Origin of the sequence: Pectobacterium sp. F1-1 (assembly GCF_025643735.1) — a bacterium.
Taxonomy (GTDB): Bacteria; Pseudomonadota; Gammaproteobacteria; order Enterobacterales; family Enterobacteriaceae; genus Pectobacterium; species Pectobacterium colocasium.
Genome location: NZ_CP104733.1, coordinates 756,498 through 770,006, shown reverse-complemented (window position 1 = coordinate 770,006; position 13,509 = coordinate 756,498). Strand labels below are relative to the sequence as shown.

Annotated in this window: 12 protein-coding genes; 8 read left to right on the top strand and 4 right to left on the bottom strand. The window is 54.9% G+C overall.

Annotation, left to right across the window (positions count from 1 at the left end; all coding sequences use genetic code 11):
- Positions 1-90: 90 nt before the first annotated feature.
- On the top strand, positions 91-1,083 hold the full coding sequence (locus NAL19_RS03390; protein WP_263058751.1) for an aldo/keto reductase: 993 nt from the start codon (positions 91-93) through the stop codon (positions 1,081-1,083).
- A gap of 2 nt (positions 1,084-1,085) precedes the next feature.
- On the opposite strand, the gene rsmC is transcribed toward NAL19_RS03390, so the two are convergent.
- A complete protein-coding gene (gene rsmC / locus NAL19_RS03385; protein WP_263058750.1) occupies positions 1,086-2,132 on the bottom strand; it encodes a 16S rRNA (guanine(1207)-N(2))-methyltransferase RsmC in 1,047 nt (348 codons plus the stop codon).
- A gap of 159 nt (positions 2,133-2,291) precedes the next feature.
- Here rsmC and NAL19_RS03380 point away from each other — a divergent pair, with 159 nt between their 5' ends.
- The 7 genes from NAL19_RS03380 (at position 2,292) to NAL19_RS03350 (ending at position 9,963) form a co-directional block, all read left to right on the top strand.
- Complete coding sequence (locus NAL19_RS03380; protein WP_263058749.1) at positions 2,292-2,705, top strand: DNA polymerase III subunit psi; 414 nt, start codon at positions 2,292-2,294, stop codon at positions 2,703-2,705.
- Entirely contained in the window at positions 2,674-3,117 is a 444-nt protein-coding gene (gene rimI, locus NAL19_RS03375) for a ribosomal protein S18-alanine N-acetyltransferase (RefSeq protein WP_263058748.1), read from the top strand. Before NAL19_RS03380 ends, rimI begins: the two co-directional genes overlap by 32 nt.
- Positions 3,118-3,319: 202 nt before the next feature.
- A complete protein-coding gene (locus NAL19_RS03370) occupies positions 3,320-3,799 on the top strand; it encodes a discoidin domain-containing protein (protein ID WP_225086888.1) in 480 nt (159 codons plus the stop codon).
- Positions 3,800-4,033: 234 nt separating this feature from the next.
- The gene (locus NAL19_RS03365; RefSeq protein WP_225086887.1) at positions 4,034-4,576 is read left to right on the top strand and encodes a sigma-70 family RNA polymerase sigma factor; all 543 of its coding nucleotides are present in this window, start codon (positions 4,034-4,036) and stop codon (positions 4,574-4,576) included.
- Positions 4,573-5,550 carry a FecR domain-containing protein gene (locus NAL19_RS03360; RefSeq protein ID WP_263058747.1) on the top strand — a complete coding sequence of 326 codons (978 nt, stop codon included), beginning with the start codon at positions 4,573-4,575 and terminating at the stop codon, positions 5,548-5,550. Before NAL19_RS03365 ends, NAL19_RS03360 begins: the two co-directional genes overlap by 4 nt.
- A 120-nt stretch (positions 5,551-5,670) precedes the next feature.
- Positions 5,671-8,166, top strand: coding sequence for a TonB-dependent siderophore receptor (locus NAL19_RS03355; RefSeq protein WP_263058746.1), 2,496 nt, complete (start codon positions 5,671-5,673; stop codon positions 8,164-8,166).
- 48 nt (positions 8,167-8,214) lie between these two features.
- A complete protein-coding gene (locus NAL19_RS03350) occupies positions 8,215-9,963 on the top strand; it encodes an ABC transporter ATP-binding protein/permease (protein WP_263058745.1) in 1,749 nt (582 codons plus the stop codon).
- 84 nt (positions 9,964-10,047) lie between these two features.
- On the opposite strand, the gene deoD is transcribed toward NAL19_RS03350, so the two are convergent.
- The 3 genes from deoD to deoA all read right to left on the bottom strand — a co-directional run bounded on the left by deoD (position 10,048) and on the right by deoA (position 13,453).
- A complete protein-coding gene (gene deoD / locus NAL19_RS03345) occupies positions 10,048-10,767 on the bottom strand; it encodes a purine-nucleoside phosphorylase (RefSeq protein ID WP_180742927.1) in 720 nt (239 codons plus the stop codon).
- 45 nt (positions 10,768-10,812) lie between these two features.
- On the bottom strand, positions 10,813-12,036 hold the full coding sequence (gene deoB / locus NAL19_RS03340; RefSeq protein WP_263058744.1) for a phosphopentomutase: 1,224 nt from the start codon (positions 12,034-12,036) through the stop codon (positions 10,813-10,815).
- 88 nt (positions 12,037-12,124) lie between these two features.
- The gene (gene deoA / locus NAL19_RS03335; RefSeq protein ID WP_263058743.1) at positions 12,125-13,453 is read right to left on the bottom strand and encodes a thymidine phosphorylase; all 1,329 of its coding nucleotides are present in this window, start codon (positions 13,451-13,453) and stop codon (positions 12,125-12,127) included.
- Positions 13,454-13,509: the final 56 nt, after the last annotated feature.

Sequence of the window (13,509 nt, the reverse complement as noted above, 5' to 3'; positions counted from 1 at the left end):
TTTGAATAGTGTTGCATAAAAAGCGGTATTTATCTTTTCTGGATAAACAACCAGACTGCTCTCACTGCCAACGAGATGAGGAAGACGACAATGCAACAACGCAAACTAGGCGCGAACGGCCCACAGGTTTCGGCTATTGGACTCGGCTGCATGGGGATGAGCGATTTCTACTCCACCGCACAGGATGAAAAAGAATCCATCGCCACGCTACATCGCGCATTGGAATTGGGCGTGACTCTGCTGGATACCGCCGACATGTATGGCCCCCATACCAATGAACAGTTGCTCGGTAAAGCGATAAAAGGTAAACGTGAGCAGGTCTTTCTGGCGACCAAATTCGGCATCATCCGTGACCCGGCAAACCCCAACGCGCGCGGCATCTGCGGTAAACCGGACTACATCCGCCGTTCGGTGGAAGGCAGCCTGACGCGCCTCGGTACAGACGTTATCGATTTGTACTATCAGCATCGCATCGATCCGACAGTGCCCATTGAAGAAACGGTCGGCACACTGGCGGAGCTGGTACAGGAAGGCAAGATTCGTTACATCGGTCTGAGCGAAGCCTCCGTCACCACGCTGGAACGCGCGCATCGCGTGCACCCGATTACTGCGTTACAGAGTGAATACTCACTGTGGACACGCGACATGGAGGCTGAAATTCTGCCCACCTGTGAACGTCTTGGTATCGGCTTTGTGCCTTACAGCCCGCTGGGGCGCGGTTTCCTGACCGGTGCGATTCGCAGCCCAGACGATCTGGCCGCCGACGATTTTCGTCGCACCAATCCGCGCTTTACGGAGGAAAACTTCGGGAAAAATCTGCAACTGGTAGAGAAAATTAACCAATTAGCGCAGGAAAAACAGGTGACACCATCACAGATGGCGCTGGCATGGGTATTAGCGCAGGGTGAACATATCGTGCCGATTCCTGGCACCAAACGCCGTCGTTATCTGGAAGAGAACGTCGCCGCGCTGGATGTCACACTGACGCAAGCCGAGTTGGCTGCTATTAATGCCATTTTCCCGCCCGATGCCGCAGCAGGAGAACGCTACGGCAAGGAGAGTATGGCAGCCCTTAATCAGTAAGATTACCGACGGCCTTTACTGCCTGTACGCGGCGGGCGCCCCACGGTAGCCTGATACACCTTGAAGCGTCCGGTTTGCGCCAGCACTTCATGGCTACCAAACGCCGCATCAAGCAGCGCGGGATAAGGCAGGAAGGCGTTAGCGACGATACGTAGCTGCCCGCCAACCGGTAGATGGGATACCGCACCGCGAATCAGCATTTCCGCGGCTTGCAGACTGGTCTGCAAGCCATCGTGGAATGGCGGATTGGAAACGATCATATCGAAGCGACCGTTGATATCCGAATAGACGTTACTGGCAATCACACTGCCTTCCAGCGCATTTGCCGCCAGCGTTGCCTTGCTGGATTCCACCGCCGCCGCGCTGACATCGCTCAGCGTCAGGCGGATTTTCGGCGACTGCTTCGCCAGCACCGATGCCAGCACACCGGCACCGCAGGCGATATCCAGCACTTTACCTTTCATGTGCGGCTCAAACGTAGACAGCAGCAGCCGGCTACCCGGATCCAGGTCATCACGGCTGAAAACCCCCGGAAGCGTTTTGACGGTCACGCCGTCTGTCACATAGTCGTCCCACCAGTCATCCAACGTGAAGCTGGCCTGCTTATCCACCCGCCCGTGATAAAGCCCGCTGCGACGCGCACTGTCGATTTTTACCAGTTCAACGAAGTCAGACAGCACGGGTTCCGCGCTGCGCACGCCGCTGCGGTTTTCTCCGACAACGAAGATTTCCGCGCCGACCGGCATCAGGGACAGCAGGTTACGCAGTTGGAATTCCGCTTCCTGTTTACTTTTTGGCCAGTAATAGATCAGCGTGTCGCTATCCGCCACCAGCGCCGCATCCGCCACCAGACCATATTGAGCGTTCTCCCCAAGTGGCTTTGCCATCTGCTGCCAGTGGTGATATTGGTTGCAATGGACACGCACCGACGCCGCTTCAAATTGTGCGGGCAGGGTATCCTGCAAATCACCGGCAAACAGAACACGGCGTGAAAGAAATTCGTCACTGTGGCGCAGTATGACTTCACTGGCGGGGGTTAATGCGGACATCGGGCTACGGCTCCTTAATCATTGAGCGGGGGATTATATACGCTTCGCCTCCGAAGTTGCAGCGCGGAGAGGAAATAACCACGCCGACGTTGGCGCAGTCTGACGGGGTTTGTTAGCATAGGTACGACGCATTTTCTCGCCCGCAAGACAGGATAACGCATGGAATCAAGACGTGACAGGCTGCTACAGCAACTGGGAATTACGCAGTGGACGTTGCGTCGCCCAACCGTGCTGCAAGGCGAAATCGCCGTCAGTCTGCCCGCACAGGTGCGTCTGGTGATTGTCTCCGCCGAGCCGTTGGCCGATGATGAACCGCTGCTGGACGATGTCCTGCACAGTCTGGCGCTGACGCCCGCGCAAGCCTATCGTCTGACGCCGCAGCAGATCGAGATGCTGCCCGCCGACGCACGCTGCCATAGCTGGCGCTTGGGTATTGCGGAGCCGATTGCGCTACAGGGCGTTCAGCTTTCCAGCCCTCTGCTTTCCGAACTTTATCAAAATGCCGACGCCAAACGGGCGCTGTGGCAACAGATCTGTGAACATGAACACGATATCTTCTCTGACGCCAGCTGACCTGGCGCAAGCCTTTAAAATAGAACAGGCCAGCCATGCCTTCCCGTGGACGGAAAAAACGTTTGTCAGCAATCAGGGGGAGCGTTATTTCAACATCAAACTGAACCATGACGGTCAGCTTGCCGCTTACGCCATCACGCAGGTCGTGCTGGATGAAGCGACGCTGTTCAACATCGCCGTGCATCCCGATTATCAGCGTCAGGGCTTGGGTCGCCAACTGTTGGAACACCTGATCGACGAAATGGAACGACGTGGCATTCTGACGCTGTGGCTGGAAGTACGCGAATCGAACGCACGCGCCATCGCGCTTTATGAAAGTCTGGGATTTAATGAAGTCTCCGTGCGCCGCGATTATTACCCTACGGCACACGGCCGGGAAGACGCGATTCTCATGGCGCTGCCGCTCGGCTAACAATTTTCGCCTACGACATTCGCCGCTTGGCGAGTGCCGTAATGTGCGCCCCATCTCGCCCTGCATTTTTTTCGACAGAAAGATCCCTACAACGTGATCCTCGTAAGTAAACCTTTGTTTCTTTTTTATTACAATCATGTTCCATTTCATGTTTCTGGTTTGCAGGCATGGCATGGTTTATCCGTTATCTACGAGGAATAATATGAAAAAATACACTCTGGCTACGACGCTCCTGTGCGGCTTATTCTCTCTTTCCGCTTATGCGGTACAAGTAACGGCGGTAACCGCCTCCTCTTATGATTCAGACAAAGGCCACAAGCCTGCCAATATTGCCGATGGCGACGTAAAAACACGCTGGGCGGCAAACGGTGAGAGTTGGGTTCAGTTAGAACTGGATAAAGAACAATCGGTTGAAAACTTTGTTCTGGTTCCTTTCAAAGCGGACGAGCGTAAACTGAAGTTCTCCGTCTCCTACTCTACCGACGGTAAAACCTGGAAAAAGCTGGCTGACAATCTGGTCACCTCCAGCAATGCCAAAGACGGTGAAAAATTCACCTTTCCAGCCGTTAAAGCCAAATTCTTCAAATTGGATACGTTTGGCACCGATGTGAACAAGTGGAGTGCTGTCAACGAGATCAGCTTTAACAGCGCCGCGCAAGTTCCTGCTCAGGCGATTAAGTAACGTTGTCGGCTGGCCTGACGTTGAGGCCAGCCTTTTACGATATCGTTGAGTCGCATCACGACCGACATCGCTACCGAATGTGACGCATTTCCGCTTTGCTACCCACACGTTTCTTACACGTCCTTGCCTCTCTCCATCAGTACCCACATTTTCCTTAGCATTGAAATAAAAATCATTCTCAACTAAGATGCGCCTGAAATTTGACCTCCTATCGCTTCATTTCAGGCACCAGACATGTCATCAGCCAATATTGATACCTCAGCAGATATGCATCAGCTTTATTGTCAGCATCATGGCTGGTTGCAGGGGCTATTGCGTAAACGGTTGGGAAATCTGTGCGATGCGGCCGATCTGGCGCAGGATGTCTTTGTACGACTCTTATTGAAGCCACGCCAGTTCGACAGCCACGCAGGGGCACGAGCTTATCTGAGCGTGATGGCACAAGGTATGTGTGTCGATCTCTGGCGCAAACGGGAAATTGAGCGCGTCTGGCTCGCCTCACTCGCCGAACAGCCGGAGCCGGTTGCGCTGTCAGCGGAAGACAGCAATATCATTCTCGAAACGCTGTATCAGGTCGATGCCATGCTGCGCGCACTGCCCGAGAAGGTGCGCGCCGCGTTCATCATGGCGCAGGTACAGGGATTACCCTATCGGGAGATTGCCGAGGCGCTGGGCGTTTCCGAACGCATGGTGAAAAAATACATGGCGCAGGCCATGTTGCACTGTGTGCTGCTGGAGGCAGAAATAGACGCGGACGGTCAGGCTGCGCATTCATGAATAACCCCAGCCGGAACAAACCCAGCTTTATTGCCTTGCAGCAGGCCTCGCAGTGGTACGCTCAACTGTGCGATCGGGAACCTGACGATGAACACTACCATCACTGGCAGCGCTGGATGGACGAAAGCGAGGAACACCGCCATGCCTGGGAATACGTGCTCACGGTCAGCCAACGCTTCCAGCCGCTACGTGGTGACGGTCAACAGCCTGCGCTGAATGCGCTGTTGCACCAGCCTGCGCCGATGACGCGCCGCCGTGCGCTCAAACTCGCCGCCCTACTCAGCACGGGTTCACTGCTGTCCTGGCTGACTTACCGTCACACGCCGCTAAAAAGCTCACTGCTGGCGATGACAGCCGATCATCACAGCGCGGTAGGCGAAATCAAATCACTGACCTTACCGGACAACACCCGGCTGTGGCTGAATACCGCCAGCGCGATTGATATCCGCTACAGCGATCAGCGTCGGGAAATCGCCCTGCTGGCGGGGGACATTCTGATTGATACTGCTGCCGATGCACGCCCTTTCTTTGTCACGACCGCACAAGGGCGCTTGCAGGCGCTGGGCACGCGCTTCAGCGTCGCACAGGCATCAGACACCACCACACTAACCGTGTACCAACACGCAGTCGACGCCAGCGCCAGATATGCCTCCGCCGCACGTCGGGTCAACGCGGGCTATCACCTGCGCTTTAACGCCGACGGTCAGGGTGACATCGTGCCCAATCAGCAGAACGATGCCGACTGGTCGCACGGCGTACTACAGGCGGACAACATGCCGCTAGGAGAGGTCGTGGCGCAGTTGTCTCGTTATCGCCACGGCTATCTGGCGTGCCAGCCTGCCATCGCTGATTTGCGCGTGATGGGCACCTTCCCCTTAACCGATACCGACATGGCGCTGAACATGCTGGCGCAGGCTTTCCCGGTTCGTATCCATCAGCGTTTTCCATGGTGGGTGACAGTCGAACCACGCTGATACCCCCGTCTTTTTCGGATACAGCCAAAAAATTTTCTCTTTTGAGTTCCCCTTTCTCCGCTGTCGTTCGATTCACAGTAAAACCACCAATTTTTACTCTGGGTCAGAAGGCGAATTTTCATGGCATTGATTCCATTTTTCTCTACACAGCGCACACCTTCCAAACTGGCAATCGCCGTTCATCTGCTGCTGTGCGGCACATCGCTGCTCGCACATTCCACCGCAATCGCAGCGGAAACGGCACCCGCCGCGGCAACGAAAACCTACGCGATTCCTGCCGGACCACTTAACCAGCAGCTAAACCAGTTTGCCGCGCAGTCAGGCGTTTATCTGGTCGGCGATGCACAATTGGCGACAGGAAAAACCGGGCCGTCCCTGCAAGGGAATTACAGCGTCGATGGCGGATTTTCGGCACTGCTAGCAGGAAGCGGGCTTCAGGTGATTCCACAGCCTAACGGCGTCTGGCGCTTACAGAGAATACCGCAGGGCGATGAAATGCTGGTCGTGGCGGGCGTCAATCGCAACGGTGTGACAGAAGGCACTCAGTCCTACACCACGCGCAGCATGAACACCGCGACACAGCTGAATCTGTCACCGCGAGAAACGCCGCAGTCGGTGAGCGTTGTGACGCGCCAGCGTATGGACGATCAGAATATGACCTCACTGGATGAGGCCATGAAGCAAACCACCGGCATTAACGTAGTCAACCAGAATAGTTTTCAGGTGAAATACGAATCGCGTGCCTTCACGATGGACAATATCAAAGAAAATGGCGTCAACCAATCGTCGCAAAATAGCGTAATGAACGCCTCTCAATCGACCAGTGAATCACCCGATCTGGCGATTTACGATCGCATCGAAGTTCTGCGCGGCGCTTCAGGCCTAACACAGGGCAGCGGGGAACCCGGAGGTACCGTCAATCTGGTACGTAAAAAACCCACCTATGATTTTCAGGCATCTGTCAGTGCCAGCGTCGGAAGTTGGGATAATTACCGTAATGAAATAGACGTTTCAGGCCCACTCAATGAGGATGCCAGCGTACGCGGTCGTCTGGTTAGCGTTTATCAGGATAAACAAAGCTTCACCGATTACGTAGGCAGTGAGCGCAAAGTGCTATTCGGCACACTAGCATGGGATATCACTCCCAATACGACTTTCACTACAGGGATTAATTGGCAAAAAACCGATGTCGTACCCGATCTGTATGGTGTCCCTTTTGGCACGGATAAACGTAATTTAAATCTACCTCGCTCAACCTTTCTGGGTGCCAGTTGGAACCGAATTAACTTCGAAAAGATCAACCCATTCGCTGAATTCGAGCATAACTTTGACAACAACTGGGCTATCAAGAGCGCACTTAACTATACGCATGGTACGTCCAAAGAACGTTATATCGGTATCATGAATGGAACAGCAGGCGTTGATCCTCAAACAGGAGTCAGTAGGTTAAACAACGCATTGCGCTATGACAACAAGAGCGACCAATGGGGTTATAACCTCAGTGCGAGTGGTCCTTTTGAGCTATTGGGGCGTAGCCATGAGTTGGTGTTCGGCGGTGACTATCAGAAAGAGAACTTCGACAACGCGATTGGCCGTATTGCTAACATGAGCAGTGCCAATATCTATAATTGGAATCCCAACTCAGTCGCAGAGCCCGATTGGTCTAACCTTAGCCTCTACAGTTCCCGCTACAGAGAGCAATATAATATTTATCAGCGTGGGCTATTTACCACCACTCGCTGGGAACTGGCCGATGACTGGAAACTGATCCTCGGCGGCCGCTACAGTGCTTATAGCTACGACTACTATTACGATAACCATCGCAACACCAACGACAAGGAATACAGCAGCCTGCACGTTCGCGATAAATTTGTCCCTTACAGCGGCCTGCTATGGAATTTTGCCGACAATTACACCTTGTATGCCAGCTATGCTGAAATCTATAAACCGCAGAGTGCACGCGATAAGGACGATAAGCTATTGCCCGCCGTTACCGGCACCAACTATGAAACCGGCGTTAAGGGGGCGTTTTTTGACGGCGATCTGAATGCTTCACTGGCACTGTTTCGCATTATTCAGTCCAACCGTGCACTCGCCGAAGCAGACAGTTCCGTTTGCCGAGATCCTGATAGCGGTTGTTCCCGTGCTGAAGGCAAAGTACGTAGCCAAGGGGTGGAACTGGATGTCACGGGGAAACTGGTTGAAGGCTGGCAGATTCAGACGGGCTATACCCTGACTAACAGTAAATATTTGGAAGCATCAGAGAGTGAGAAAGCGGCACAGTTCAGCCCGCGCACGCCGAAGCATATGTTCAAGCTGTACACCTCATACACTCTGCCGGGTGAGCTGAATCAATGGACGATGGGTGCAGGCATGACTGCCCAAACGGGTACGCAAACCTATCCAAACCGAGTGTTTGGCCTGTCTCAGGGCGGCTATACGCTGTTTAACGCCAATGTCCGCTATCAGTACAGCAAAAACCTGAGTTTCAATCTGGTAGGCAATAACCTGACGGATAAAACCTACTTCCTGAACCTGAACAACCGCCATCGTAGCGGCAACAACTATTACGGCGACCCACGTAATTTCATGCTGACCGCGAAGTGGAATTTCTAAGCGCCTGCGCCTGCCAGCCTCGGCTGGCAGGCCATCGCCCAATCCATTATGCAAACGCTTAAACGCTTTTATACGCTGGTCGCGCCTTTCTGGTTGACCACGCGTGCAACCTTGCTCTGGCTGTTACTGCTGCTGATTATGAGCCTGACGCTCTCCGTCGTGTGGATCAGCGTGCAGTACAACAACTGGAGTCGGGATTTTTACGACGCATTGGCCGACTATTTTCAGCATGCCTCAATCTACGATATGGCCGTGCGCTATCTGGCCTACACGCTGCTGTTCGTGCTGGTGATCATCTGCGGCAACTGGCTCAAGAAACAGCTAATTATCCGCTGGCGCGATACCATGACCCACCAGTATGAACAGAACTGGCTGCGCAATCACGCCCACTATCGGCTCAGTGCAGGGCTGGATAACCCCGATCAGCGCATCGCGGAGGATATTCGCCTGCTGATAGAGCAAAGCCTCGAACTCCTCCTCTCGTTGCTGAAAAATACCGCCCGCTTTTTCTCCTTCATCGCTATTCTCTGGCAACTGTCCGGCGTCCATACCTTCACATTAGGCGGCTACAACATCACGATACACGGCTATCTGGTGTGGATCGCATTGATTTACGCCGCACTGGCGAGCGTGATAACACACCTGCTAGGCCACCGTCTGCACAAGCTAAATATTGAGCGTCAGCGGACGGAAGCCGACTACCGTGCCACGCTGCTGCGGGTACGGGATAACAGCGAGCAAATCGCGTTTTACCAGGGAAGCGACGCAGAGCAACAGCGAATGCGGCAACATTTTCTGCCTATTGTGCAAAACTGGCAGCGCCTAATGGCGCGGGAATTCCGGCTGGAAAGCTTTACGACCAGCTATTTCCGCTTCAGCCTGATTATCCCGGTTTTCGCTACCCTACCGCTGTTTCTCGCTCGTCAGGTTAGCCTCGGGGCGATCATGCAGGCGCGATCGGCCTTCAGCTACGTGTTGGATGCTTTTGGCTGGTTTATTGATGCCTATCGCCAACTGGTTCAGTGGTCTTCCACGATTGAGCGACTGTGGGAATTCCAGCACCGCTTACAGCAATTGCCTGTACCAGAGGCGCCACATCATGAAGGCCATGCTCTCCACATCAACGCGCTATCCGTACCGCGCCCTAATGGTTCGCCGTATTTCGCCCCGCTGACGCTCAGGCTTCAGGCTGGCGAATGGGCGACGCTTAACGCAGCCAGCGGCACGGGGAAAACCACGCTTCTGCGTGCGCTAGCGGGGTTGTGGCCGGTTTCACAAGGTGACTGGCATTTCCCTACTGGCCGAGTGCTATTTTTACCGCAAAAAGCTTATTTACCGCAGGACACGCTACGTCAGGTGCTGTGTTACCCGCAGGCACAGTTAGCGGATACTGCCCAGGCGATCGCCGTGCTGGAACAAACCGGGCTGGCCGCGCTGATTCCTCGTCTGAACGACAAGGCTAACTGGAGCCGGGAGCTATCGGGCGGCGAACAACAGCGCCTGTCACTCGCCCGTGCACTGCTACTGCGCCCAACGCTGCTTTGTCTGGATGAAGCCACCAGCCAGCTCGACGACGCGGCGGCGCTTCAGCTGCTAGCACACATCAAGATTACGCTGCCACAAACCATTGTCTTGGCAGTCAGCCACCAGCCTGCCGTACAGGCCTGTTTCCGCCATCAGATACGGCTAATGCCGCTCGAAGCAGAGAAGGAAACGCACACAGAGAACCGTGCAGACGATCCTTCTGTTACGGTGCCAGAGGCGGATCTATCACAGGTGTCTTACGGAAAGGGTTGAAGCGAACCGTTTGAAGGAAACGGTGTGAGGGAATAGCAGGAAAAATACAGCCCGGAGCGAATGTCCGGGCTAGGGAGTATGATATTACTCGTTATCGCCCAGCAGAACGGATTCCAGCGCGATTTCGATCATCTCGTTGAACGTGTTTTGACGCTCTTCTGACGTGGTCTGCGCACCGGTACGAATGTGGTCAGAAACGGTGCAGATGGCTAGTGCTTTCGCACCGAACTCTGCCGCAACGCCGTAGATACCGGCCGCTTCCATTTCCACACCCAGGATGCCGTATTTTTCCATCACGTCGAACATCTGCGGGTCTGGCGTGTAGAACAGATCGGCGGAGAAGAGGTTACCTACGCGGACAGAAACCTCACGCGCTTTGGCAGCATCAACAGCATGGCGCACCATGTCGAAATCGGCAATCGCCGCATAGTCGTGATCTTTGAAGCGCATGCGGTTCACTTTGGAATCCGTGCAGGCGCCCATACCGATCACCACGTCACGCAGTTGCACATCTTCACGCACCGCGCCGCAGGAACCCACGCGAATGATCTTCTTCACGCCGAACTCGGTGATCAGCTCTTTCGCATAAATGGAGCAGGATGGGATACCCATACCGTGGCCCATGACCGAAATTTTACGGCCCTTGTAGGTTCCGGTGAACCCTAACATGCCACGCACGTTGTTCACTTCGCGGGCATTTTCCAGAAAGGTTTCTGCGATGTACTTAGCACGCAGCGGGTCGCCCGGCATCAGTACAACGTCCGCGAAATCACCCATTTCTGCATTAATATGTGGCGTAGCCATGCGTTTATTCCTTAATTAATCAAGTTCACGTAAAAACGGTGTGTTTTACAGTATCGATTTACCGTAGTCCATAGGCGACAGGCCAAAGTAGGTCGCAACCGTCTGCCCGATATCGGCGAAGGTTTCACGGTGGCCGTATGAGCCCGGCTTCACGTTCGGGCCATAGATCAACACCGGGACGTTCTCACGGGTGTGATCGGTGCCGTGCCAGCTTGGGTCACAGCCGTGGTCGGCCGTCAGAATCAGAATGTCGTCGCCTTTCACGCGGGACAGCATTTCTGGCAGGCGGCGGTCAAACAGCTCCAATGCGGCAGCATAGCCCGGAATATCGCGACGATGGCCGTAGGCAGAATCGAAATCAACAAAATTGGTAAATACGATGGTGTTGTCGCCCGCGCTATCCATCTCTTTTAGCGTGGCGTCAAACAGCGCATCGATGCCGGTTGCTTTCACTTTCTTCGTGATGCCGACCTGCGCGTAGATATCCGCAATTTTACCGACCGAAACCACTTCGCCACCTTTTTCCTCCACCATCTTTTTCAGAATGGTCGGCGCTGGCGGTTCAACGGCCAGATCGTGACGATTGCCGGTTCGTTCGAAGTTGCCGGGTTTATCGCCGATAAACGGACGTGCGATCACACGCCCGATGTTGTAGCCCCCTTCGGTCAGCTCTTCGCGGGCAATTTCACACAGTTCGTACAGCTTATCCAGACCGAATGTTTCTTCATGGCAGGCAATCTGGAACACGGAATCCGCAGAGGTGTAGAAAATCGGCTTGCCGGTTTTCATGTGCTCTTCAGCAAGCTGATCCAGAATCACCGTACCGGAAGAGTGGCAGTTGCCCAGATAGCCTGGCAGATTGGCACGCTCTACCAATTTATCCAGCAACGCCTGCGGAAAACTGTTCTCTTCATCTTTAAAATAGCCCCAGTCGAACAGGACAGGCACACCGGCAATTTCCCAGTGGCCCGACGGCGTATCTTTACCCGAAGAGATTTCACTGGCGTGCGCGTAAGCACCGATGATGTCTGCATTCTCATCCAGCCCTGGCGGGAACGTTCCCGTTGAGGCCTCAGCGGCTTTACCCAGTCCCAGACGGCTCAGGTTCGGCAAATGCAGCGGGCCGCTGCGCCCTTTATCCGCCGTTCCTGCCGCACACGCCTGAGCGATATGGCCCAGCGTATCCGACCCTACATCGCCAAAACGTTCTGCATCCGCACTGCTGCCGATACCAAACGAGTCAAGAACCATAATATATGCACGTTTCATTCTTTCTCTCCTGCGCAGCTCTGCGCTAACGCCCTATCTACCGACAGGGGAACATCAATTCAAAACAATCACTACCCCACTCTGACGATCACGCTTCTGCGCTCACCCGACGATAGACCATTGGGGTCTTTTCTGGCGCAGTGTCGCCCAGTTGGATTGCGGCGCGAACCTCATTTGCCGCCTGCTGCCATTGCGCTTCCGTATTGGCATGGATCACCGCCAGCGGGCGCTGCGCATCAACGCGCTCACCCAGGCTGATCATGCTATCCAGACCGACGCTGTAATCGATCGTATCGGTAGCCTGACGGCGTCCGCCACCCAGCGAGACGACGGCCATGCCCAGCGCGCGCGTGTCCATCGCGGTCACGATGCCTTCACGCATCGCGAACACCGGCTTACTTAATGTCGCCACTGGCAGGTAGCGATCGTAGTGTTCGACAAAATCGCCAGGGCCACGCTGTGCGGCAACCATGCGGCCAAAGACGTCGGCAGCTTTGCCGTTATCCAACACGGCCTGTAAGCGTGATTGCGCGTCGTCCGCCGAGCTTGCCAGCCCGCCCGCCAACAGCATCTCGCCACAGAGCGCCATAGTAACATCATACAGGCGCGGATTGCGGCTCTCCCCCGTCAGGAAACGCACGGCTTCCCGCACTTCCAGCGCGTTGCCTGCGCTAGAGGCCAGCACCTGATTCATGTCAGTCAGCAATGCGCTGGTACGGCATCCTGCGTTGTTCGCTACGCCGACAATCGCCTGTGCCAGTTGCTCGGACAGTTCATAGGTCGGCATGAACGCCCCGGAACCCACTTTAACGTCCATCACCAGCGCATCCAGCCCTTCAGCCAGCTTCTTCGCCAGAATCGACGCGGTGATTAACGGGATGGAATCGACCGTGGCGGTAATGTCACGCGTGGCATAAAAGCGTTTATCCGCCGGTGCCAGCGAGGAGGTTTGCCCAATGATTGCGACGCCAACCTGCTGGATGATGCGGCGAAAATCGTCATCGTTCGGGAAGATACCCAGCCCTGGAATCGCTTCGAGCTTATCCAACGTGCCGCCGGTATGGCCTAAACCACGCCCGGAGATCATCGGGACGTATCCCCCGCAGGCAGCGACCATCGGCCCCAGCATCAGCGACGTCACATCGCCCACGCCGCCGGTAGAGTGTTTGTCCACCAGAGGGCCGTTCAGGTTCAGGCTTTTCCAGTCCAGCACTGTGCCGGAATCACGCATCGCCAGCGTCAGCGCCACGCGTTCATCCATCGACATGTCATGAAAATAAATGGTCATCGCCAGAGCCGCAATCTGGCCTTCGGAGACGGTATTGTCACGAATACCGTTGATAAAGAAGCGGATTTCTTCTTCACTCAGTGCTTTTCCGTCACGCTTCTTACGAATAATTTCCTGAATCAGCAACAAAGTCTGTACTCCTGATGAATTCGGATATGGCTCCGCAGCCTGTCGCTGCGAGTGCA